Source organism: Arthrobacter sp. TJ-238, assembly GCF_058269215.1.
The window spans coordinates 1-21934 of the sequence record NZ_JBZCNH010000012.1 but is presented as its reverse complement, the minus strand read 5'-3'; the positions used below and the strand labels follow the sequence as shown (position 1 = coordinate 21934).

The window sequence follows — 21934 nt, the reverse complement described above, 5'->3', positions numbered from 1 at the left end:
TTCCGGGTGCGTCGAACGCGCATCGTCCCCCCTCCCGATGCGCCCGACCCGTGAACGCCACCAAGTTTACACGCTGGCGGGCTGCTCCACGAGGCGCAGGATCGAGCCCTGCCGCCCTTTGACGACCTGCAGCTGCGCGCTCACCCGCTGCTTGAGTTCGGGCACATGGCTTACCAGCCCCACCACACGCCCCCCGCTCCTCAGGCCTTCGAGCGCATCCATGACCTGCTCGAGGGCCTGGTCGTCGAGGGAGCCGAATCCCTCGTCCACGAAGAGGGTCTCGATGTCGAGTCCGCCCGCCTCCTGCTGCACCACATCCGCCAGCCCGAGCGCCAGCGCCAGGGATGCCATGAAAGACTCGCCACCCGAGAGCGTGGAGGTGTCGCGCCGGTTGCCGGTCCACCCGTCGATCACGTTGAGGCCCAGTCCCGACCGCTTGTTGCCGGCGGTGGCGTCACTGTGCACCAGCTGGTACCGGCCGTCGGACATCTGGAGCAGCCGCTCGGTGGCCGCGGCGGCCACCTGCTCGAGCCGTGACGCCAGCACGTAGGTGGCGAGGGACATCTTGTAGAGGTTCTCCCCTCCCCCGCGGGCGGTGTCGGCGACGGCTGCCACCAGGTGGGCGCGCTCACGCAGGGGTGCGACGTCCCGCTCGAGGTCCTCGAGCTGCCGCGCGTACGTCTCCAGCTGGGCCACGGACTGACCGAGCACCTCCGCCCGGATTCCTGCCCGGTGCGCCCGGATCCTGAGGTCCTCGGCAGCGGCACCCGCGCGCTGCTCGTCCTCCTCGGAGGGCGGCTCGATGCCGTCCCGTTCCTCACGGAGGGCCTCCTGGACCACCGGGTCGTCCCACGCCGCGTCCAGGCGATGGCCACGGACCTCGTGGTCCCTGACCTCCCGCGACACCTGCGCGTGGCGGTCGTCGGGCATGAGCGCGGTCCGTGCCTCCTCGGCCGAGGCGAACGACGTGGCGAGCAGGGCCTCGTCGAGGCGCTTCCGGTTGTCCGCCTGGCGCGCGACGGCGCGCATCACGTCGTCGAACGTGTCACGGACGGCTTCGAGGCGGTCCTGGGCACGCTGCACCACGTCGATGCGCTCCGCCAGCGACGGCGCCCCCGCCTGGAGACCGGCGAGCCGCTGCACGAGGAGGTCCTCCTGGTCCAGCAGCGAGGCCCTCCGTGACTCCGCGGCGGCCCGTTCCTCCCGGAGCGCGTCCCGCAGCCTGCCGGCCCGGTCCTCCTCCTCGACGGAGGCCCGCATCCGTTCCTCGACGGCCGAGCATTCCCTGTACGCCGCCTCCGCGGCATCGAGCGTCGTGCGTGCTGCGCGCGTCGCAGCGGCCGCGTCCTCGGGCGGGATGTCACCGCCCCTGGCCGCGAGGTCGGCGACCTCGAGCCGCACCCTGTCCCGCACCTCCCGGGCGTCGTCCTGGGCGCCTTCGGCCTCGGTCTGCAGGCGGCGCGCGGACTGCTCCTCCTCGAGGGTGATCCGACTCCCGCCGGGTGACGTGACGGGAGCCGGGTGCTCGGGGCTGCCGCAGACCGGGCACGGCTGCCCATCCTCCAGCCGCTCGGCGAGTTCCTCGGCGGACTGCTCGAGCCGGAGCTCGAGCATGTGGAGCCACTCCTCCTTCAGCCGGAGGAAGCGCTCGGCCGCCGCCGCATGCGCGGTGTCCGCCGCGGTGCGGCGCTCCGCGGCCGCACGGTACTGCCGGACGACGTCCTCGGCCGCGACGGCCGCGGCGAGATCGGTGCGGAGGTGCTCCAGCCCGTCGGCCGCGAGGCGAAGCGGGACGAGGCGTTCGGTGTCCTCCGTGCGGGTGCGCTGCAGCCGGGCCACGGACTCGACCGCCTCCTCGATGCGCCGGTCGAGGTCGCCGACCGCCGACATCCCGGACTGCAGCGCGGTCCGGACGTCCAGCAGCCGTCGCTCGTCGGGCAGGGCGGCGCGCAGGATGCCCAGCGCGGACGACGACGCCGCGCAGGCGTCCGCCAGTGCGTCGCGGGGCACGGCGTCGTCGGAGAGTCGCTCGAGATCGAAGTACTCGCCGGCGGTCGTGTCGTCCCGCACGCCGTCGAGGGCTTTCCCGTGCAGGGAACGGGCGCGCTCGACCGCGGCGACTCCGTCGTCGTCCAGTCCGAGGAGGCCCGCCAGCCCCTGCGCCTGATCGTGCTGCCGCAGGACGCCGACCAGATCCGCAATCGTCCCGGCGCGGCCCTCGTGCTCCTCCCGCTGGGCTCGGAGCTGCGCGAGGGAGGCGAAGCTGCCGCGCCGTCGCCGGATGTCCGCGAGCGCACCGTCGGCGAGGGCACTCTGCTCGGCGAGGTCGAGGCTCTCCAGCGCTGCCGCGCCCCGCTGCTTCGAGAGGGCCTCGGTCATCGCCTGCATCGACGCCGACCCGTCCGTCCCCCCGTCGAGGGCATCCCCGGTGCCACCGACGTCATGGCGCTGGGCCTCGTCGATGGCACGGAGGAGGAGATGCCGCTGCAGGTCCTCCTGCTCGGCGAGCTCGCGCCCGACCCGCTGGCTCTCCTCGCCGAACAGTCTCTCGAGATCCTCGAAGCGCGTGGTCGAGAAGAGTTTCTGGAGCAGTTCCCGCCGCGGCTTGGCGTCCGCGCGGAGGAAGGCCGCGAACTCGCCCTGGGGCAGCATCACCACCTTGGTGAACTGCTCCTTGTCCATGCCGAGCAGCGCCTGCAGCTCGAGCCCGGCCTCGTCGTTGCGGGCCGATTTCTGCACCCAGTCGGCACCGACGCGTTCGCTGAGGAGAGTCCGGGCCTGTTCGGTCGTCGTCCCGCTGCCCCGCCGTGCGGGCCGCTCCCAGGCCGGTGACCGCACCACACGGAAGCGGCGATCGGCGACGGAGAACTCGAGGGAGACCTCCGGGGCCACGGACTCGGCAGCGTGGTCGCTGCGCAGTCGCTTGGCTGCCTGGCGTGCGCCCGGGACCGAGCCGTAGAGCACGAAGCACACGGCATCGAGCACGCTCGACTTGCCCGCGCCGGTGGGTCCGTTGAGGAGGAACAGGCCCTGCGCGGACAGGGCGTCGAAGTCGACGCTCTGGCGGTCGGCGAAGGGCCCGAACGCCTGGATCTCGAGGTGGTGCAGTCTCACGGGTGCTTCCTACCGTTCGTGGGCGAGGCTCAGGGCGGCATCGACGGTCCGGCGGACCAGCGCCTGCTCCTCCGCCGAGGCCTTCCGGCCGCGCACGTGCTCGAGGAAACCGCAGCAGATGTCGGCGTCGTCCCTGGCCCCTGCGATGCGTTCGCTGTAGGTCCGGGTGTCGGCGCCGGCTCCGCCCTCGGGGGCGAAGGCGAGCACCAGGGTGTCGGGGAAGCGTGTCCGGAGGCGCTCCATGGCGCGCGCCGGCCGCTCGGGATCGGTGAGGGTGACATGGCAGTAGGCGGTCTCCGCCCAGTAGAGGTCGGCCCGGCCGAGCAGGTCGTCCAGCCGGCCCTCGAGCACGGCGAGGTCCCGGGGTGCGGGCCAGTCGACGGCGCGGATGTCATGCACGCCGGTGTCGTCCACGTCCAGGAGCCACGCTCCCTTGGTGTGGTCGACCTCCGAAAAGGAGTAGGCGAGGGGGGAGCCCGAGTACCGTACGGTCTCGGAGAGCTTCTGCCGGCCGTGGAGATGGCCGAGCGCGCTGTAGTCGAAGCCGTCGAAGAGGGAGAGCGGCACGGCGCCGAGTCCGCCGATGGCAAGGTCGCGTTCGCTGTCGGTGGGGGCGCCGCCCGCGGCGAAGGTGTGGGCCATGACGATCGACACGACGCGCCGGCCCTCCGCCCTCCGTCCGAGGTCCTCCCGGATGCGGTCGAGGGCCGCGCCGGTCACGGCCGTGTGGGTCCCGGCATCCGCAGCCAGTCCGTCCGCGACGACGCGCGGTTCGAGGTAGGGGACGCCGTAGACGGCGAGCTCGGCGTCCTGCCCGAGCGGCCAGGTGACCGGGACGGCGATGTCCTCGATGCGCGTGCGGAGGTGGACTCCCCCGCGGGAGAGGAGTCGACCGCCGAATCCCAGCCGAGTGGCGGAGTCGTGGTTCCCGCTGCTGATGACCACCTGCGCGCCGGCGACGGTCAGGCGGTCCAGTGCCTCGTCGAGGAGTGCGACGACGTCGACGGCGGGCAGGGCGCGGTCGTAGACGTCGCCGGCGACGAGGACGACGTCGACGCCTTCCTCGCGCACGGTCTTCTCGAGGCTGTCGAGGAAGATCCGCTGGGCGTCGAGCGTCCCGGTGCCGTGGAAGGAACGGCCCAGGTGCCAGTCGGAAGTGTGGAGGATCCTCATGATTTTCACGCTACCGCTACACGCCGACATTGTCCGGATCGGCATGCGGCGGGCTGCAGGACGGTGCTAGCGACCCGGTCCGGAGGTCCCGGAGGTCCCGGGAGTCCCGCCGGGGGCCTGCGGCCCGTCGGATGCGGGCGCGTCGAAGAAGGACGCCGCGTCGCCGGACGGACGGCGCGCGTCCTCGGCCGTGCCCTCGCCGTCGGGGCTGCCGCCCGCGGAACCGGCGTCGTCGTCCTGGTCCTGACGTCCGGTCGCCGGGGCGACGGCCGGGGCCCCGCCCTCCGGTGCGTCCTTGCGGCCCGGCACGGAGGAATCGATGCTGCGGAAGATGAGTCCTGCGATCAGGCCGCCCACGATCGGCGCGGCCCAGAACAGCCACAGTTGCTGGAGGGCCCAGGGCTCGGCGAAGACGGCCGATGCGGCCGAGCGGACGGGATTGATGCCGCCGTTCGTCACGGGCAGGAGGAACGAGAGCAGTCCCGCGTAGGTCAGGCCGACGGCGAACGGGGCGAGGTCGCGCCGGGCGCGTCGTGAACCCGCTCCGAGGAAGACCGCCACGAGCATTGCGGTGGCGACCATCTCGAGCAGGAAGGCGCTGGTCAGGGGGAACTGTGCCGCGGAGTGCTCGTCGAAGCCGTTCGAGGCCGAACTGAAGAAGCCCCGGATGTCGGTGAGCTGCGCGTTGGCACTGAGGACGAGCCAGATCAGCCCGGACGCGGCGACGGCGCCCACCACCTGCGCCACGACGTACGGGGCCACGGACCTCCAGTCGGTCCGGCCGGCCACGGCGGAACCGATGGTGACGGCCGGGTTGAAGTGCCCGCCGGACACGTACCCGAATGCGATCATCGCGGCCACGACGGCGAAACCGAACACGAGGACGGGCTGCAGCGCGGTCTCCGTGGCGAGCATCGTCGCGCCGAGACCGGCGAGGACGACGAGGAAGGAGCCGGCGCCTTCGGCGATGGAGCGGGCCACGAGGCCGGGAGCCTGCACCGCGTCGTCGGACGTGCGGCCGGCGGAGGAGGCGCCTGACGTCGCTCCGGGCGGTGTCGTCGCGGCCGGTGTCGTGGGATGGGTCATGGAAGCGGATACCTTCGGTCGTGCCTGCGGGGGGACTGTCCGGTGCTGCACCGGACCGCGGACGAGCCTTCCATCCTAGTCTGCGTGGTGGCTGGGAGCCCTGCCGGTCGGCCGGGAGCGGGAGCGCGCCCGGATCGGGCGGGCTCCCTAGACTGGACGGGTGACGACCGACAGCACCGCGGACCGCAGTACCGCCACTCCGACCACCCCGGCCACCCCGACCACCCCCGACGACGGAGCGCCCGGCTACGGGGACCGCGTGCTCGGCTGCCTCCTCGGGACGATGGCGGGTGACGCGTACGGCGTCCTCTTCGTGGCAGGCGACGATCCGGCCGCCGCCCTCGACGACCCCGCGGCGCTGACCGTCTCGGAGGCGACGCAGCTGACCCTGTACACCGTGGACGGCCTGGTCGACGCCCTGGAGTGGGCCAACGACGGCGTGGCCGCGGACGAGACGGCCTGCCTGTGGCTCGCCTATCTCCGCTGGCTGCGCCGGCAGGGCGAACACCTCCCGGCCGGCGCGCCGGCGCCGCCCGCACGGTGGCTCGACCGCCAGGACGATCTGCTGCCCGTCCACGACGCCGATACCGACACCGTCCGCGCACTTCTCAGCGGCGAGATGGGCACGCGGGCGCGGCCGCTCAATCCGCTGGCCGAAGGCCCCGGTGCGCTGATGCGCTCCGCGCCCTTCGGACTGGTGCCCCGCATCCCCGCGAGCATGGTGGAGCGGCTGACGGTCGACGGCGCGGCGCTCACGCACGGCTCGGGCGCCGCGAGGGGCACCGCAGCCCTCTTCAGCACCATCGTCCGGGCCCTGGCCATCGAGGGCCTCGGCCTTCCGGAGGCGGTCCGTGCGGTCCGCGACGAGGAGCGCAGGCTCGCCCCCGACGCCGCCCAGCCCGAGGAGTCCGCCGAGCGCGATGCCGCAGGACAGGGCAATCCGACCGGCAGGCCGACGGCGGCGGGGACCTTCGAGGCTGCCCTGCAGGCCAGCCTCGAGGGTGCGGCGGTGACGGGCTCGCCCCGGGAACAGCTGGCGGCCGCACTGGCCCATGCGGCGGCATCGGGCAGGCCCGATGCCTCCCCGACGGTCGCGGCGTCCGTGGCGGGGGCGATCCTCGGCGCCCTCCACGGGACGGGCGCCCTGCCTCCCGCCTACCTCGACGCCCCCGGCATGCCCGCCGTCGTCCGGACGATGGCCGGCACCCTGCTCGCCGCGACCACGGGGTCCTGACGGGATGGGCCCGCTGGACGGCGCACCGGGCGCCGGGCGGGGCGGGGCGGACTGGGACCCGGCGGCCCTTCCCTCACTGACAGGCCGGCGGGTCCTCGTCACCGGCGGCAATGCGGGCCTCGGATACTTCGCGTGCGAGCAGCTCGCGGCCGCCGGCGCGAGCGTGGTCCTCGCGTCGCGCAGCAGGGACAGGGCCGGCCGCGCCATCGGCGCCATCCGCGGCCTGCATCCCGGCGCCGACGTCTCCTTCCAGCCCCTGGACCTGGCCGATCTGTCCTCGGTGCGGGCTGCCGCGGCGGCCATCGCGGCGGGTCCTCCGCTGGCCGGTCTGCTCGCGAACGCAGGCGTGGTCGGCTCACCTGAGCGGCGCACCACGGCGGACGGTTTCGAGTTGCAGTTCGGCACCAACCACCTCGGGCACTACGCCCTGATCGCCTCGCTGCTGCCGGCGCTCTCCGCCGCCGGCACCCGGATCGTCCACCTCGGCAGCATCAGCCACCGCTGGGCACGGCTCACGCCGTCGTCCCTGCAGCCGTCGTCGTACCGCAACGCGAGCGCCTATGCGACGTCGAAGCTGGCCGTCATGGCGTTCGGCTTCGAACTGGCGCGCCGCCTCGAGCTGACCGGCAGTGCTGCGACGAGCGTCGTGGCCCATCCGGGCCTGGCCCTCGGCATGCTCACCCCCGCCCGGCCCGGCGTCGAGGTCCACGAGCCTGCCGCCGCCTGGCGGCAACGCATCATGGGGCCCGTCGCGCAGGGCAAGGACGACGGCGCGTGGCCGCTCGTGCGGGCCACGGTCGACGCCGGCATCCCGAACGGCGCCTACTGCGGACCCGACGGCTGGTTCCAGCTCAAGGGCAGGCCGGCCCTGGTACCCGCGAAGCCGCGGGCCCGCGAGAGCAATGCCGCGTCGAAGCTCATCGACCTCTCCGCCGCGCTCACGGGGATCGGCCTGCACTTCTGATCGGCCCTCGCGACTGCTCGCGGCTTACTGGCTCTGCGCCGGCCACCGTCCGCCGGTCATCTGCAGGAACTCGGCCTCCGACAGCACTTCGATGGCCTGGCCCCGCTCGTGCAGTTCGAGCACGCGCCGCGCCTTGCCGGTCACGCGCCCGTTGCGCAGGTCCGAGGCGACGAACCCGTCACCGACCACCAGCACGGTGGTCCTGCGGGTGACGGAACTGGCCGGCTGCGCCCCGAGGCGGGCCGCACGCTCCTTCGCCTGCGGCCGCGGGATGCCGAGGTTCCCGGTGAACACGACGGTCTGCCCGTAGAGCGGGTGCCGCGGATCGGCCTGCGCGTTGGCGTGCGGGTTCTCCCCCTCCTCCGGCCAGCCCGCCCACCTGGTGGGCGACGTGCCGCGCTCGAGGGCGGTGCGGGTGGCCTTCGACAGCTCGTCCACGCCCGGCGCGTACGGCTCGGCGCGGGACAGCGGGAGGTTGTGGTGGCCGAGCACCTCCTCGACCGTCGGCGCGCCGAACCGGCGGGCGATGTCGATCATGATGCCGGCGCAAGCACGCGCGTCCTCGACGGCGTCGTGATGGTTGACCAGCGGGACGCCGGCGGCCTCCGCGACGAACGGCAGGGAGTAGGAGGGCAGCGAGTAGCTCTTCCGCGAGAGGACGACGGTGCAGGCGTAGTCCCAGGCCGGCCCCGGAAGGGCGGACACCTCGAGGGCCGAGCGGATCACGCCGAGGTCGAAGGCCGCGTTATGGGCCACGAGGACGTCGGAGCCGATGAAGCCGCCGATCTCCGGGAACAGGTCGCCGAACCGGGGGGCGTCGGCGACCGTGGCCGAGGTGATGCCGTGGATCGCGATGTTCCGGGAATCGAAGGAGTCGTGGCCGACCGGCGGGCGCATCAGCCAGGACGCCTCCTCGACGATCCGGCCGTCCCTGACCTTGGTCAGCCCGACGGCGCAGGGAGACCCGCGGAAGCCATTCGCCGTCTCGAAGTCGATGGCCGTGAATGCGATTCCCACGGGACGAGTTTACCGCCGCCACCGGCCGCACGTTCACGTAACGTTCACCGCAGGTCCGACACGTCCGCAGGGTTACGGCCCTACCCTGAACCATGGCCCGCATCGACACCCCCCGCAGGTGGTACCTGATCGACTACGGAAACGTGATCTCCACCGCACCCACCCCGCAGGACTGGGAGCTGCTCGCCGAGGCGACCGGCACCCAGGACCTGCAGGACTCCACCTCGGCGTACTGGCAGCACCGGTACGCCTACGACGCCGGCGCCCTCACGTCGGAGGAGTACTGGTCGCTGGTGTGCGGCGAGCGCGTGGAGCAGGTCAGGTCCGCGTGGCTCGACGTCCTGGACGGCAACCAGTGGTCACACCCGAACCTCGACACCCTCGACGTCCTCGAGGACATGGAAGCCCGGGGCGAGCAGCTGGCATTGCTCTCGAACATGCCGGCCGCCATGGTGTCGCAGCTCTCCCAGGCACCATGGACCCGGCTGTTCCAGCACCTCTTCTTCAGTTCCCCGCTCAGGCTCGTGAAGCCCTCCCCCGCGATCTTCGAGCATGTCCTCGCCGAGCTCGCCGCCGACGCGGCGCAGGTCACGTTCGTCGACGACGCGCCCGCCAACATCGCGGCCGCCCGGGCGCTCGGGATCGACGCCCGGCTGTTCGAACCCTCGGCGGACCTGTCGCGGGTGCTGGCCGGCCCGGGAACGGGCGACGCGCGAACGCCGGCCGCGGCGGACGTCAGCCTGCTGGGGCGGGAACCGGTCCGGGACTGAGGAAGTCGAGTGCCGGCTGCACCCCGTGGACCTCGGCGGTCCAGTCCGGCCGGATGAAGTCCTTCCTGGCCAGCAGCAGGTTCTGCTGCGTCTGCACCTCGTCCCGGCGGGCCTCGACGAGCCCGGTGCCGTTCGGGGCGTAGCCGAGGCGTCTGGACACGCCGAGCGACGCGCCGTTCCAGTCGGCCGCCTCCGACACGGCCGACGTAGCACCGAGGTGGTCGAACGCGAACTGCAGCACGCCGGCTCTCATCTCGGTACCGAACCCCTGCCCCTGCATCGATCGCGTCAACCAGGACCCGGACCCCACCTGGCGCAGCAGTGGGAACCGCCGCGCCCTGAGGTCCTGCACGCCGATGATACGGTCGCGGTGCAGCACGGCGAGGTTGAGGGTCCAGTCGTCCGGTGTGACGCCGGCGCGGGTGGTCCACTGGTGCCGTGCCGTCTCGGTGATGAGGACGTCCCGCGGTGCGTCGGTCCAGGGAACGCTGAACGGCATCTCGGCGGGGTCGTGGATGCCGGCGAGGACGGCGTCCACGAGGTCCGGCAGGTGCTCGTCCCGCACCGGCGTCAGGACGAGGCGGGGTGTCGCGATGACGAGCCCGAACAGCGGCCACACGCGCACCAGCGGGTCCGCGCCGTCGTGCGGCGGCCCGTGGGTCACTGCGCGCGCCTGGCCGCCCGGTGCTTGCGCACCTTCGAGACGACGAAGTACACGGCGAACAGCACGACGGCGACGATCACGATCTTCTGGAACGTGTTCGCGTACTGCTCGACGATGTGCCAGTTCTCGCCCAGGTAGAACCCGGCCATGACGAAGATCGTGTTCCAGATCAGGCTGCCCGCGGTGGTGAGCAGCAGGAACTTGCCCAGGGGCATGCGCTCGATCCCGGCCGGGATCGAGACGAGGCTGCGGAAGATCGGAATCATCCTGCCGAAGAACACGGCCCGGTACCCGTGGCGCTCGAACCAGGCCTCCACCCGGTCGACGTCCTCGATGTCGACGAGCGGGACCTTCCCCACGAGCCGCCGCATGCGGTCGCGTCCCAGCCAGGCCCCGAGCGAGTAGAGCGCGTAGGCGCCGACCACCGAGCCGAGGGTGGTCCAGAGGATGGCCTCGAAGAGCGAGAAGTTCCCCCTGCTCGCGGTGAAGCCCGCCAGCGGCAGGATCACCTCGCTCGGCAGGGGCGGGAAGAGGTTCTCCAGGGCGATCGCGAGCCCTGCGCCGGGCGCGCCGATGGTCTCCATGAGGCTCACGGCCCAGTCGGTGACGGCGCCGAGCGCCGATCCGTCCGACGATGTGGTCGCCGTCGCGGCCTGGAGTGCCTGGGCGGCCTGGGCTGTCTGGGTGATGCTCACGGTGGTGTCCGTCCCTTGTCTGGTGCAAGTGGTCCGACCGGTCCGTCCTCGAGGACGGGGCGCGTGGGGTGCCGGCGGAAGGTGGTCATGGCCTGCGGTGGTCCGCTCGGGCTCAGCGCAGCGCGTCGATGAGGTGCGGCAGCAGCGCCCGGAAGGCGATACCGCGGTGGCTGATGGCGTTCTTCTCCTCCGGCGCGAGCTCGGCGCAGCTGCGGTCCAGCCCTGCGGGCACGAGGACGGGGTCGTAGCCGAAGCCTCCCGTACCGCGGGGCACGGTCAGCAACGACCCCCGCAGTTCCCCGCGCTCGGTGTGGCTCCCGGCGGAGGCGCCGGGGTGCGCGAGGGCCGCGGCGCAGACGAAGGCGGCGCCGCGCCGCTCCTGCGGGATGTCCTCGAGCTGTGCCAGGAGGAGCTCGAGGTTCGCGGCGTCGTCCCCGTGCCGGCCGGCCCACCGCGCCGAGAAGATCCCGGGGGCTCCACCGAGCACGTCGACGGCGAGGCCCGAGTCGTCGGCGACGGCGAGCAGCCCGGTGGCCTGGGCCACCTGCTCCGCCTTGAGCAACGCGTTCTCCTCGAACGTCACGCCACTCTCGACGACGTCCGGGGCCCCGGCGGTCGCGGCGTCGACCACCTGCGTGTCGACGTCGAGCCCGGGCACCTGGCCGCGCAGCAGCTCCCGCAGCTCCCGCAGCTTGCCGGGGTTGCGGGTGGCGAGGACGAGCCGGGGCGCGTCAGCCACCGTGCGAGTCCCGGAGCGTGTCGACCTGGATCTGCGCGAGCTGCGCGGTGCCCAGCAGGGCGAGGTCCAGCAGGGCGTCGAGTTCGGCGCGGTCGAAGGGCGCGCCCTCGGCCGTGCCCTGCACCTCGACGAACTTCCCGGAACCCGTGACGACGACGTTCATGTCCGTCTCCGCGCGGACGTCCTCCACGTAGGGCAGGTCGAGCATCGGGACGCCGTCGATGATGCCCACGCTGATGGCCGCGACGGTGTCGGTGAGCGGGGACGCCGAGGCGGGGATGAGCTTCTTGTCCTTGGCGTACCGGATGGCGTCGGCGAGGGCCACGTAGGCTCCGGTGATCGCGGCGGTCCGCGTGCCGCCGTCGGCCTGGAGGACGTCGCAGTCGAGCACGATCGTGTTCTCCCCGAGCGCCTTGGTGTCGATGATCGACCGCAGGGAACGGCCGATCAGGCGCGAGATCTCGTGCGTCCGGCCGCCGATCCTGCCCTTGACGGACTCACGGTCGGAGCGGGTGTTCGTGGCGCGCGGGAGCATGGCGTACTCGGCGGTCACCCAGCCCCTGCCCTCGCCCTTGAGCCAGCGGGGCACACCGCTCGTCAGGCTCGCGGTGCAGAGGACGCGCGTGTTCCCGAACTCGATGAGCGCCGAGCCCTCGGCCTGCTTGGACCAGCCGCGCGTGATGCTGATGTTGCGCAGCTGGTCGGGCGTCCTGCCGTCCGCGCGCAGCACGGGACTCTGGGCACTGTCGGCGGGCGGCACGGGCGTGGATTTCGCGGAGGTCATGATTTCCAGTCTAGACGGGGCCGGGATGCCGGCCATCGGGAGGCACCGGCGCACGGAGCGAGTGCCGCCCCGGGTCACACCGTGTACGAGACCCCGGCGACGGCGACCGCGAGGTGGCCGTCGTAGCTCTCCTTGGCCTCGCTGACGGCGACGTTCGCATCGTTCCAAACCGGGAGGTGGGTCAGCAGCAGCCGCTTGGCGGACGCGCGGGTGGCGACGTCGCCGGCCCGCTTGCCCGTGAGGTGCACACCGGTGATGGCATCGTCGCGGCCCTCGTGGAAGGCGGCCTCACACAGGAAGACGTCGGCGTCCTTGGCCGCGTCCACCAGTCCGTCGCACGCGTCGGTGTCCCCCGAGTACGTGAGGACGTGGGGACGGAAGCCTCCCTGCCCGTCCGCCTCGGTCACCTCGACGCGTAGCGCGTACGCCTCCTCGATGGGGTGCAGCACGCGATACGGCGTGATGGTGAACGGGCCCACCGACACCCCGGAGCGGTCCTCCCACGAGCGGAAGTCGAAGTCCTCGTGCATCCCCGGATCAAGATCGAGGCCGTAGGCGCTGGCCATCCGGTCCGCGGTCGCTGCAGGACCCCAGACGGGGATGCGCGGCAGGCCCCACCCCGAGGGATCCCAGTGGACGGCGACGTGGAGCCCGCACAGATCCATGCAGTGGTCGGGGTGCAGATGGGACAGGAACACCGCGTCGATCTCGCGCAGGTCCATGTAGCGCTGCAGCGCCCCGAGGGAGCCGTTGCCGAGATCGAGGAGGATGCGCCAGGTGCGGCCCTCCCACTCGGCGCTCAGCAGGTAGCAGGACGCCGGTGACTGGGGGCCGGGGAAGGACCCGCTGCAGCCGACGATGGTGAGTTTCATGCGGGTGGGAATCCGGCGGCGATCATCTCGGGCGTGATCCGCGCGAGGCTGCCGGTCGGGTACTGGGCGGCGACGTGGTCGACGTGTTGGACGCTGAGGACCTCGGGCCCGAGGAAGCGCCGGGCGAGCACCTCGAAGCCCTCGGCGTCCCCCGTGGCGATGAAGCGGTGCACGCCGGGCGCCGTGGTGTCCCGCTCGAGGTCGTGCGAGACGAGCGCCCGGTACACGTCCTTGGCGGTCTCCTCCGCGCTGGACACGAGCGTCACGGCGTCGCCCATGACGTAGGAGATGACGCCGGTGAGCAGCGGGTAGTGCGTGCACCCGAGCACGAGGGTGTCCACGTCCGCGTCCTTCAGCGGTGCGAGGTACTCCTCCGCCGTCCTCAGGAGCGCCGGACCGCCGGTGATGCCGGCCTCCACGAACTCCACGAACGCCGGGCAGGCCACGGAGGTGAGCTCGAGGTGGGGGGCGGCGGCGAAGGTGTCGTCGTAGGCGCGGGAGCCCACGGTGGCGCTCGTGCCGATGACGCCGATCCGGCCCGAGCGGGTGGACGCTACTGCCCGGCGGACGGCCGGCTGGATGACCTCGATCACGGGGATGCCGTAGCGGGCCGTGTAGCGCTCGCGGGCGTCCCGGAGGACGGCGGCGGAGGCCGAGTTGCAGGCGATGACGAGAAGCTTCACGCCGGAATCGACCAGTTCGTCCATCACGCCGAGCGCGTGGGCGCGCACGCGGGCGATGGGGAGCGGTCCGTACGGGCCGTTCGCCGTGTCACCGACGTACATTATGGACTCGTGCGGGAGCTGGTCGATGACGGCTCGGGCGACGGTCAGTCCCCCGACACCGGAGTCGAAGATGCCGATGGGCGCCTCGCTGCGGTCGGGGTTCGCTGGCTCTGGGCTCATGATCCTCCGAGAATATGACCTGACGCCCGCGAAAACTATTCGCCGATCCGTGGGTTTTGTCACAGCCCGGCGCCCGTCGGTCGTGAGCGGGCGCCGTCGTGCCTCAGCGCTGCAGCCGCGCGGCCTTCAGCATGGCCTGCACGAGCGATTCCTGGAGCCACGTGACGAAGTTGTACACGAGCGCGAGGTAGGACTCGACGTCGTCCACGTCCTTGGAGTCCGCGACGTCGTGCAGCCGTTCGGCGTCGTCCTCCGTCTCGATGCCGAGGCGGTCGGCGAGGACCAGCCGCACGTCGTTGAGCGCCTGTGCGAGGAGGCGCGCCTGCTCGTCGCCCAGCGTGATGGGATTCGACTCGATCGCCAGGGCGCTGCTGCGCAGGGCGCCGATCTTCTGCTCCCGCAGGGACCGTTCGGTGAGGCGCCGGAAGGCGAGCGCCTCGTCGTCGTCCCCGCGCACGGCGTCGGGCAGGAGGCGCCGGACGGCCGAGTCGTCGGGAGCCGTCGACTCCGCGTCCGCGCCGGACATGCCGACGATCGCGGCCAGGGGGTCCTCGCTGGGGCCCGTCTCGGGTTCGAGCATCGAGATGACGTCGTCGAGCAGGGCGCCGAGGAGGCGTGCCTCGCCCGGCTCCAGTGCCCCGGTGATACCGCGGCGCGTCGATTTGAACGGTTTTGCCATGGGGAGGGCTTACTCGCTTCCGCTTTTCTCGAAGGTGGCCCACAGTCCGTAGGAGTGCAGCGCGACGGTGTCCTGCTCCACCTTCTCGCGGCTGCCGGAGACGACGGCGGAACGGCCCTGCTCATGGACCTCGAGCATCAGGGTGCGCGCCTTCGCCTCGCTGTACCCGAAGTACGTCTGGAAGACGTAGCTCACGTAGCTCATGAGGTTCACGGGGTCGTTCCAGACCACCACGACCCAGGGCTGGTCCAGATCGGTCTTCTCGGCCGTCCGCACCTCTTCCAGGGTGTCGGTGCCGGTTGCAAAGCCTACGGTCATCCCCTCATTCTAGGTGGCATCCACCCCGCCTGCTGGCCGGGTACTCACACCCCGCACGTCCCGCTATCGTTTCAAGGGTGACCAACGCCCTCACCACCGACCCGCCCGCCGCCGGTGCGGCGCCTCCCGCCGCGAACACGCCGAACAGCGCGCTCTTCACCGACCAGTACGAGCTCACGATGCTGCAGGCCTCGCTGCACTCGGGCGCGGCCCATCGCCGGTCGGTCTTCGAGGCCTTCGCCCGCCGCCTCCCGGCAGGGCGGCGCTACGGCGTCGTCGCCGGGACGGGACGGCTGCTGGAGGCACTGGCCACCTTCCGGTTCGACGACGCGCAACTCGCGTTCCTCAGCGATCACCACATCGTGGACGACACCACGCTCTCCTGGCTCGCGGGGTTCCGCTTCACCGGCTCCATCTCGGGCTACGCGGAGGGTGAGGCCTACTTCCCCAACTCGCCCATCCTGACGGTCGAGTCCACCTTCGCCGAGGCGTGCATCCTCGAGACGCTCATCCTCTCGATCCTCAACCACGACAGCGCCATCGCCTCCGCGGCGTCACGCATGACCGGTGCTGCCGCCGGGCGACCCTGCATCGAGATGGGTTCGCGCCGCACGCATGAGGAGGCCGCCGTCGCCGCGGCCCGTGCCGCCATCATCGGCGGTTTCGCGAGCACGTCGAACCTGGAGGCGGGCCGCCGGTACGGCCTCCCGACGGTGGGCACGGCGGCGCACTCCTTCACGCTCCTGCACGATTCCGAGCGGGCGGCGTTCGAGGCGCAGGTCGCCGCGCTCGGCCGGGGCACCTCGCTCCTCGTGGACACGTACGACGTCGAGCAGGGCGTCCGCACCGCCGTGGAGGTGGCGGGCCCCGAGCTGGGAGCCGTCCGCCTGGACTCCGGCGACCTCGTCGCGCAGGCCCGCTGGGTGCGGCAGCTCCTGGACGACCTCGGGAACCACACCACGAAGATCGTGGTGACCTCCGACCTCGACGAGTTCGCCATCGGGCTGCTCGCCTCGGCCCCGGTGGACTCCTACGGCGTCGGCACGTCCCTCGTCACCGGGTCCGGCGCCCCGACCGCGGGCATGGTCTACAAGCTCGTGAGCCGGCAGGACGACGAAGGCGCCTTCATCTCCGTGGCCAAGGCGGCCAAGAACAAGGCGTCCGTCGGTGGGCTGAAGCAGGCCATGCGGCGGCTCGACGAGCACGGCGTCGCCCGGGCCGAGGTCGTCGGCATCGGCATCAGCCCGGCCAACGACGGCGACGACCGTCCGCTCGTGCAGCAGTTCGTGAAGGACGGCGTCGTCCTCGACGGCTGGACCGGGCCGGAAGCCGTCGTCCGCGCCGCCGAGCAGCACACCCGTTCCATCGCCGAGCTGCCCGGGGCCGTGCGGCGCCTGCAGCGCGGCGAACCCGTGATCCCCACCGAATACGAGGAGGCAGCATCATGACGCGCGCATTGATCATCGTGGACGTGCAGAACGACTTCTGCGAGGGCGGTTCGCTCGCCGTGAGGGGCGGTGCGCAGGTCGCAGCCGACATCAGCGACCACATCGACGAGCAGGCCGCCTCGTACGACTACATCGTCGCCACCCAGGACTGGCACATCGATCCGGGCGCCCACTTCTCGGAGGCCCCCGACTTCAAGGACTCGTGGCCGGTGCACTGCGTCGCCGACACGAAGGGTTCGGAGTTCCACCGCGACCTCGACACCGAGAGCATCGACGCTGTGTTCCGGAAGGGCCAGTTCGAGGCCGCGTACTCGGGCTTCGAAGGTGTCAAGGCGCCCGACGACGAGGTCCCCACGGGCGACCAGAAGCTCGGCGGCGGCGCCGCGGAGGTCGACGAGGACCCGATGACGCTCGACGACTGGCTGCAGGACCACGAGGTGGACGACGTCGTGATCGCGGGCCTCGCCACCGACTACTGCGTGCGGGCGACCGCGCTCGACGCGATCCAGGCCGGATACGGCGTCACGGTGCTGGTCGACCTCGTCCGGGGCGTGCACGACGACAAGGCCGAGCAGGTGCTCGAGGAACTGGAGGCCGCCGGCGTCGAGCTGGCGGGCTAGTCCTCTGACGCACGAAGGCCGGGCTGGTCGAACCAGCCCGGCCTTCTCCGTATCGGTACCGTCTCCCCAGCGAATCGGTACCCTTCCTACTTCTTGCCGATGAACCAGTCCTGCAGTTTCTGCAGGCGGCGCTGGAGCTGGTCCTCGTTGGCCTGCGCGACGGCGGGTCCGCCGCACTGCTTCCGCAGCTCGGTGTGCACCTGGCCGTGCGGCATGCCCGTGCGGGCGGCCCAGGCGGAGACGTTCTTGGCGAGCTGGCCGCGCAGCTCGGTGAGCTGGCGGTGGTCCACCACGAGCGGTTCGGCAGGCGCCGCCGCAGGCCTCGCCTTGCGGCGTGTCTGCTGCTCCTGCTGGCGCTGGCGCAGCAGCTGGCCCACCTGGTCGGCGTCGAGCAGCCCGGGGATGCCGAGGAAGTCGAGCTCCTCCTCGCTGCCCATCTCGCCGCCGGTGCCGAACTCGCCGCCGTCGAACAGGACGCGGTCGAAGGACGCCTGCGATTCCAGCGCCTCGAACTTCTGCTTGGTCAGGGAGTCCGACGCCTTGTCCTCGCGGTTCGCGGCCTCCATGAGCCCGTCCTCGAGGCCGAACCCCTCGTCGTCCTTCTCGGGCCGGTCGAGGGCGTGGTCGCGTTCGAGCTCGAGCTGGTTGGCCAGCGCCATGAGGTTCGGCACCGACGGCAGGAAGATCGACGCGGTCTCGCCGCGCCGCCGGGCACGCACGTAGCGTCCGACGGCCTGCGCGAAGAACAGCGGGGTGGCCGTGGAGGTGGCGTACACGCCGACGGCGAGACGCGGGACGTCAACGCCCTCGGACACCATGCGCACGGCGACCATCCACCGCTTCTCGCCCGCGGAGAACTCCTCGATCTTCGAGGACGCCTTCGCGTCGTCGGACAGGATCACGGTCGGGGACTCCCCCGTGATCCGCTTGAGCTGTCCCGCATAGGCACGCGCGTCGTCGTGGTCCGTGGCGATGACGAGTCCGCCGGCGTCGTGCACCGTGCGCCGCACCTCGGTGAGCCGCTTGTCCGCGGCGGCGAGGACGGCCGGGATCCATTCGCCGGCCGGGTTGAGCGCCGTCCGCCAGGCCTGCGCGGTGATGTCCTTGGTCACGGCGGCCTCGCCGAGCGACGCGGCCATCTCCTCGCCCCCGCTGGTGCGCCAGCGCATCTGGCCGGAGTACGCCATGAACATGACCGGACGCACGACGTGGTCGCGGAGGGCCTGGCCATAGCCGTAGGTGTAGTCGGCGCGGGACCGGCGGATGCCGTCGCGGTCCTCGGCGTACTCGACGAACGGGATCGCCGCGGTGTCGGACCGGAAGGGCGTGCCGGTGAGGGCAAGGCGCCGTGCGGCCGGTTCGAAGGCCTCACGGATGCCGTCGCCCCAGGACAGCGCGTCGCCGCCGTGGTGGATCTCGTCGAGGATCACGAGGGTACGCGCGGCCTCCGTCTTCGCGCGGTGCAGCATGGGCTTGCTGGCCACCTGCGCGTACGTCACGGCGACGCCGATGAAGGCTCCACCGTGGCGGCCGTCAGCGTTCTTGAAGTTGGGGTCGATCGCGAGCCCGACCTTCGCGGCGGCGTCGGCCCACTGCCGCTTGAGGTGGTCCGTGGGGGCGACGATCGTGACCCGGTTGACCACGCCGCGGTCGACGAGCTCGGTCGCCACACGGAGGGCGAAGGTCGTCTTGCCTGCTCCGGGGGTGGCTACCGCGAGGAAATCGCTCGGGGATTCCTGGAAATACTTCTCCAGCGCTTCGCTCTGCCACTGGCGCAGCTTGGGGGCGGTCCCCCAGGCTGCGCGCTCCGGATATGCGGGGGGCAGGGCTGCGCCGGCACCGAACAGGGTGTCACTACTCACGCCGGGACAGTACCTTCCATTGACTTGCTGGGGAGACCGGGGGCGTCATCGGATGAGCTGGCCCCTCTCAGACCCGAAACTATACCCGCTGCCGTGAACACCCATAGAGCCAGCCAGATCGCAACAAAGGTCGGCACGTGGCCGGGATCCGCGGGGTCGTGCAGGAGGGCGAACAGGGCCCCTGCGCCGGCCGTCCCGGCCACGCCGCCGAGCTGGTCGGAGATCTGCAGGGCGGCCGAATTGCGTCCCTGCTCGGTGGGCGGTGAGAGTTTCAGCACCAGCACCGACGTGCTCGAGAGCGTCATCCCCATGGCGAATCCGGACAGCCCCCACACCACGGCGAGCACCCACAGCGGAGCTTCAGTCGCGGTCGCAAGGGCGAACCCGCCGAGTGAGAGCGAGAGGATCGACGACCCGGCGACCAGCAGCCAGCGGCGGTTGAAGGTCACGCGCGCCTGCACTAAGGATCCCGCGCTCCAGCCGAGCGCGCCGGCGCTCAGCGTGAGGCCGGCGGTGCCGGGGTCGATGTCCCTGGAACTGACGAGCATCAGGGGGATGAAGGCCTCCGTACCGAAGAAGGCCACGTTCACGATGCCACGGGTGGCGATGATGCTCGGCAGCCCGCGGGCGAGGACCAGGGTGCCCCTGGGCAGGAGCGGAGGCAGGACGAGGAGGGCGACGACGACGCCCACGACGGCAAGGAACACGAGGCCTGTCACGGTCGCTGCAGCGGGGTCCTGCGTGTCGGCGAGCCGGACCACGGCCCACTGCGCGGCGAAGACACCGCCGGCCAGGGCGACGCCGCGGAGGACGCGTCCCTTCGCCGGGCCGACTTCGGCGGCTGCCATGGGGCCGAGTTCCCGGGTTTTCGGCCACACGATGACGACGGCCGCGATCACCACGGGCACCACCCCGAGGAACACCCAGCGCCAGCCCACGCTCTGCGTGACGAACCCCGCGACCACGGGTCCGATCAGCGCCGGCAGCACCCACGCGGCGGCCAGCCATCCGAACACGACCGGCTGGGCCGAAAGCGGGAAGGACCGCCCGATCACCACGTACACCGCCACGATCATGGAACCACCGCCCAGGCCGGAGACGGCGCGGCCGACCGTGACGAGCCAGAAATCCGGGGCGGCTCCCGCCAGGAGGAGCCCGAGGATCATGAGGGCCAGCCCGACGGCGAGGGCGGGGCGGGGCCCCTTGCGGTCGCACCAGGAACCGGCGACGACGGTCCCGAGCAGCGATGCCGTCAGGTACATGGAGAACGCCAGGCCATAGCTCGACTCGCCGGAAAGTTCCTTCGCCACCGAGGGCATGGCGGTGATGACGGCCATCGCCTCGAAGGCCGCACAGGTGATGATGGCGAGGATGCCGATCGTGAGTGGGCGCAGCTCGGGCGACATCGCGCCGGCTGTCCCGGCTCCTGCCCTGTCGGAGGTCTTGCTCATGTCACCTGTGTTCTGCTGGGTATCGGGCGTGGTTCTTCGGCATATCGCGCATGGTTCTGCTGCGTATCGCGCATGGTTCTGCTGCGTATCGCGCATGGCGGCGCACGGTGTTCCGGACTGCTGGATCAGCGGGTGCTGGTGGGATCCGGCGCGGGCCTGGCCGGAGCCAGGCCTGCGACGACGAGCGTGCGGCTGTGCCGGCGGGCATCGAACTCGAACGGTGAACGCCGGGTAACCGGGCGTGTGCCCACGGCATCGCACGTGCTGTTGCTCCGGTGTCAGCCCGGCCTGTCGTACACGGAGTCGGTGTTCACCCCGGCGTCTCGATGACGTCGGCTCCGCCGCCGGCCGGGTCTAGCGTCAGTCGGGTCTGCCTCTGGCCGTGTCTACCGTCAGTCGGGTCTACCATCCGTCGGACTTGCCGTCAGTCGGCCTGCCGTCAGTCCTTGGGCTTGTCGTTGCCCGGGCGGAGACCGTTGTAGACCTCCTTGCACTCGGGGCAGACGGGGAACTTCTCCGGGTCGCGGCCGGGAGTCCACACCTTGCCGCAGAGTGCGATCACAGGTTCGCCGCTGAAGGCGGACTCCATGATCTTCTCCTTGCGGACGTAGTGGGCGAAGCGCTCGGCGTCGCCGGGCTCCACCTCCTGGCGGAGTTCCTCACGCTCGATGGTCGCCGTGGAGCCCCCCGTGCCGGCGTCGAGGGGATCGTTTGCGAAGGGATCTGCGGGCATAGTCATGGTTCCAGTCTATCGCCCGGGCGCCTCCGTCACAGGGAGTCGGCGAATCCTTTCGTCGACAAGTCCGCCGGAGAAGGAGGCCGACCGGTTACCGATGAATAGTTCTTTTCTTTGTTCCCTGATCTGCTGATCGGCAAGTTATCCACATAGTGTCGCGGCAATATGGGGGGCCCTTATCGTGTCGGTGGCGGGCGGGAGAATAACGGGTATGAGGACGAATGCGCAGTACCGGGAGGAATGCGAGCGGATCGACGCCCGTATCCTGTCCCTCGCCGCGCAGAAAGCCCGCATCGACGCGGACCTGGCGGTGGCCACCGAGGAGCTGCGGACACTCCTGGAGGACGAGTTCTTCGACTACCAGGCCGGCGCACACCCCGGCCCACACCCCGGCGGGCGTTTCGGTGAGCACCCCGGTGGGCGAGCGGGCAACCAACCTGGTGGAAGAGCGGGCGTGCGGCGGCGGACGAATCTCGCCGACACCGCCACCGCCACCGAACTCGCGTGCCTGCTGCGGATCCCCGAACGCACCGCCCACCGCCTCGTCCAGCACGCGAGGGTCCTGGTCAACCACCAACCCAGAACCCTCGCGGCCCTGCACGCCGGGACCATCTCCTGGACCCACGCGGCCGTCCTGGTGCACGAATGCTCCAGCCTGCCCCAACCGGCCGCGGCCCTGCTCGAAGAACACCTCCTACCCATCGCCGCGGACACCACACCCGGCCGGACCGCGACCAAAGCCCGCACCCTGCGCACCCGCCTGCACCCCGAACCCCTCCACACCCGCGCCGCGACCGCCGCCG

At 71.6% G+C, this 21934-nt stretch carries 21 protein-coding genes; 6 read left to right on the top strand and 15 right to left on the bottom strand.

Annotation, left to right across the window (positions count from 1 at the left end):
- Nucleotides 1-66: 66 nt before the first annotated feature.
- From AC4D2O_RS18380 to AC4D2O_RS18370, 3 genes are all read right to left on the bottom strand, one after another.
- Nucleotides 67-3114 (bottom strand): AAA family ATPase, encoded by a 3048-nt coding sequence (locus AC4D2O_RS18380; RefSeq protein ID WP_490908830.1) that lies wholly within the window; start codon nt 3112-3114, stop codon nt 67-69.
- A gap of 9 nt (nt 3115-3123) precedes the next feature.
- Nucleotides 3124-4287, bottom strand: a complete 1164-nt coding sequence (locus AC4D2O_RS18375; protein WP_490908829.1) for an exonuclease SbcCD subunit D — start codon at nt 4285-4287, stop codon at nt 3124-3126.
- 66 nt (nt 4288-4353) lie between these two features.
- Nucleotides 4354-5373, bottom strand: coding sequence for an aquaporin (locus AC4D2O_RS18370; RefSeq protein ID WP_490908828.1), 1020 nt, complete (start codon nt 5371-5373; stop codon nt 4354-4356).
- A gap of 160 nt (nt 5374-5533) precedes the next feature.
- On the opposite strand from AC4D2O_RS18370, the gene AC4D2O_RS18365 reads away from it, so the two are divergent.
- Nucleotides 5534-6607: an ADP-ribosylglycohydrolase family protein gene (locus AC4D2O_RS18365; protein WP_490908827.1), complete on the top strand. Its 1074-nt coding sequence runs from the start codon at nt 5534-5536 to the stop codon at nt 6605-6607.
- Between the two features lie 4 nt (nt 6608-6611).
- The gene (locus AC4D2O_RS18360) at nt 6612-7571 is read left to right on the top strand and encodes an SDR family NAD(P)-dependent oxidoreductase (RefSeq protein ID WP_490908826.1); all 960 of its coding nucleotides are present in this window, start codon (nt 6612-6614) and stop codon (nt 7569-7571) included.
- A gap of 24 nt (nt 7572-7595) precedes the next feature.
- On the opposite strand, the gene AC4D2O_RS18355 is transcribed toward AC4D2O_RS18360, so the two are convergent.
- On the bottom strand, nt 7596-8588 hold the full coding sequence (locus AC4D2O_RS18355) for an exonuclease domain-containing protein (protein WP_490908825.1): 993 nt from the start codon (nt 8586-8588) through the stop codon (nt 7596-7598).
- Between the two features lie 92 nt (nt 8589-8680).
- Between AC4D2O_RS18355 and AC4D2O_RS18350 the strand changes: the two genes are divergently transcribed.
- Nucleotides 8681-9358, top strand: a complete 678-nt coding sequence (locus AC4D2O_RS18350; RefSeq protein WP_490908824.1) for an HAD-IA family hydrolase — start codon at nt 8681-8683, stop codon at nt 9356-9358.
- Here AC4D2O_RS18350 and AC4D2O_RS18345 read toward each other — a convergent pair.
- From AC4D2O_RS18345 to clpS, 8 genes are all read right to left on the bottom strand, one after another.
- The gene (locus tag AC4D2O_RS18345; protein ID WP_490908823.1) at nt 9324-10022 is read right to left on the bottom strand and encodes a GNAT family N-acetyltransferase; all 699 of its coding nucleotides are present in this window, start codon (nt 10020-10022) and stop codon (nt 9324-9326) included. The genes AC4D2O_RS18350 and AC4D2O_RS18345 overlap by 35 nt on opposite strands.
- Nucleotides 10019-10606: a DedA family protein gene (locus tag AC4D2O_RS18340; RefSeq protein ID WP_490908869.1), complete on the bottom strand. Its 588-nt coding sequence runs from the start codon at nt 10604-10606 to the stop codon at nt 10019-10021. Before AC4D2O_RS18340 ends, AC4D2O_RS18345 begins: the two co-directional genes overlap by 4 nt.
- A 223-nt stretch (nt 10607-10829) precedes the next feature.
- Complete coding sequence (gene rdgB / locus AC4D2O_RS18335; RefSeq protein WP_490908822.1) at nt 10830-11456, bottom strand: RdgB/HAM1 family non-canonical purine NTP pyrophosphatase; 627 nt, start codon at nt 11454-11456, stop codon at nt 10830-10832.
- Nucleotides 11449-12240, bottom strand: coding sequence for a ribonuclease PH (gene rph, locus AC4D2O_RS18330; RefSeq protein WP_490908821.1), 792 nt, complete (start codon nt 12238-12240; stop codon nt 11449-11451). The genes rdgB and rph overlap by 8 nt, the downstream gene beginning before the upstream one ends.
- A gap of 74 nt (nt 12241-12314) precedes the next feature.
- Nucleotides 12315-13112, bottom strand: a complete 798-nt coding sequence (locus AC4D2O_RS18325; RefSeq protein WP_490908820.1) for an MBL fold metallo-hydrolase — start codon at nt 13110-13112, stop codon at nt 12315-12317.
- Complete coding sequence (murI, locus tag AC4D2O_RS18320; RefSeq protein WP_490908819.1) at nt 13109-14017, bottom strand: glutamate racemase; 909 nt, start codon at nt 14015-14017, stop codon at nt 13109-13111. Before murI ends, AC4D2O_RS18325 begins: the two co-directional genes overlap by 4 nt.
- A 103-nt stretch (nt 14018-14120) precedes the next feature.
- Entirely contained in the window at nt 14121-14696 is a 576-nt protein-coding gene (locus AC4D2O_RS18315) for a DUF2017 domain-containing protein (RefSeq protein WP_490908818.1), read from the bottom strand.
- Nucleotides 14697-14705: 9 nt separating this feature from the next.
- Nucleotides 14706-15014, bottom strand: a complete 309-nt coding sequence (gene clpS, locus AC4D2O_RS18310) for an ATP-dependent Clp protease adapter ClpS (RefSeq protein WP_104051287.1) — start codon at nt 15012-15014, stop codon at nt 14706-14708.
- Nucleotides 15015-15091: 77 nt separating this feature from the next.
- Here clpS and AC4D2O_RS18305 point away from each other — a divergent pair, with 77 nt between their 5' ends.
- Together AC4D2O_RS18305 and AC4D2O_RS18300 are read left to right on the top strand one after the other, a co-directional pair.
- On the top strand, nt 15092-16462 hold the full coding sequence (locus AC4D2O_RS18305; RefSeq protein WP_490908817.1) for a nicotinate phosphoribosyltransferase: 1371 nt from the start codon (nt 15092-15094) through the stop codon (nt 16460-16462).
- Entirely contained in the window at nt 16459-17082 is a 624-nt protein-coding gene (locus AC4D2O_RS18300) for an isochorismatase family protein (protein ID WP_490908816.1), read from the top strand. Before AC4D2O_RS18305 ends, AC4D2O_RS18300 begins: the two co-directional genes overlap by 4 nt.
- Nucleotides 17083-17168: 86 nt before the next feature.
- On the opposite strand, the gene AC4D2O_RS18295 is transcribed toward AC4D2O_RS18300, so the two are convergent.
- From AC4D2O_RS18295 to AC4D2O_RS18285, 3 genes are all read right to left on the bottom strand, one after another.
- Nucleotides 17169-18944, bottom strand: a complete 1776-nt coding sequence (locus AC4D2O_RS18295) for a DEAD/DEAH box helicase (protein ID WP_334210360.1) — start codon at nt 18942-18944, stop codon at nt 17169-17171.
- Nucleotides 18941-20395, bottom strand: a complete 1455-nt coding sequence (locus AC4D2O_RS18290) for an MFS transporter (RefSeq protein ID WP_490908814.1) — start codon at nt 20393-20395, stop codon at nt 18941-18943. Before AC4D2O_RS18290 ends, AC4D2O_RS18295 begins: the two co-directional genes overlap by 4 nt.
- A gap of 439 nt (nt 20396-20834) precedes the next feature.
- The gene (locus AC4D2O_RS18285) at nt 20835-21134 is read right to left on the bottom strand and encodes a DUF3039 domain-containing protein (protein ID WP_490908813.1); all 300 of its coding nucleotides are present in this window, start codon (nt 21132-21134) and stop codon (nt 20835-20837) included.
- A 208-nt stretch (nt 21135-21342) separates the two neighbouring features.
- Here AC4D2O_RS18285 and AC4D2O_RS18280 point away from each other — a divergent pair.
- Nucleotides 21343-21934, top strand: a 592-nt coding sequence (locus AC4D2O_RS18280) for a DUF222 domain-containing protein (RefSeq protein ID WP_490908811.1), incomplete at its 3' end; no start/stop codon positions are given.

What these genes read in the sequence shown, in the direction of transcription:
- AC4D2O_RS18375 (WP_490908829.1), bottom strand. Translation starts at nt 4,287, where the DNA reads ATGAGGATCCTCCACACTTCCGACTGGCACCTGGGCCGTTCCTTCCAC.
- AC4D2O_RS18370 (WP_490908828.1), bottom strand. Translation starts at nt 5,373, where the DNA reads ATGACCCATCCCACGACACCGGCCGCGACGACACCGCCCGGAGCGACG.
- AC4D2O_RS18360 (WP_490908826.1), top strand. Translation starts at nt 6,612, where the DNA reads ATGGGCCCGCTGGACGGCGCACCGGGCGCCGGGCGGGGCGGGGCGGAC.
- AC4D2O_RS18350 (WP_490908824.1), top strand. Translation starts at nt 8,681, where the DNA reads ATGGCCCGCATCGACACCCCCCGCAGGTGGTACCTGATCGACTACGGA.
- AC4D2O_RS18340 (WP_490908869.1), bottom strand. Translation starts at nt 10,606, where the DNA reads ATGGAGACCATCGGCGCGCCCGGCGCAGGGCTCGCGATCGCCCTGGAG.
- rph (WP_490908821.1), bottom strand. Translation starts at nt 12,240, where the DNA reads ATGACCTCCGCGAAATCCACGCCCGTGCCGCCCGCCGACAGTGCCCAG.
- AC4D2O_RS18325 (WP_490908820.1), bottom strand. Translation starts at nt 13,112, where the DNA reads ATGAAACTCACCATCGTCGGCTGCAGCGGGTCCTTCCCCGGCCCCCAG.
- murI (WP_490908819.1), bottom strand. Translation starts at nt 14,017, where the DNA reads ATGAGCCCAGAGCCAGCGAACCCCGACCGCAGCGAGGCGCCCATCGGC.
- AC4D2O_RS18315 (WP_490908818.1), bottom strand. Translation starts at nt 14,696, where the DNA reads ATGGCAAAACCGTTCAAATCGACGCGCCGCGGTATCACCGGGGCACTG.
- clpS (WP_104051287.1), bottom strand. Translation starts at nt 15,014, where the DNA reads ATGACCGTAGGCTTTGCAACCGGCACCGACACCCTGGAAGAGGTGCGG.
- AC4D2O_RS18300 (WP_490908816.1), top strand. Translation starts at nt 16,459, where the DNA reads ATGACGCGCGCATTGATCATCGTGGACGTGCAGAACGACTTCTGCGAG.
- AC4D2O_RS18290 (WP_490908814.1), bottom strand. Translation starts at nt 20,395, where the DNA reads ATGAGCAAGACCTCCGACAGGGCAGGAGCCGGGACAGCCGGCGCGATG.
- AC4D2O_RS18285 (WP_490908813.1), bottom strand. Translation starts at nt 21,134, where the DNA reads ATGACTATGCCCGCAGATCCCTTCGCAAACGATCCCCTCGACGCCGGC.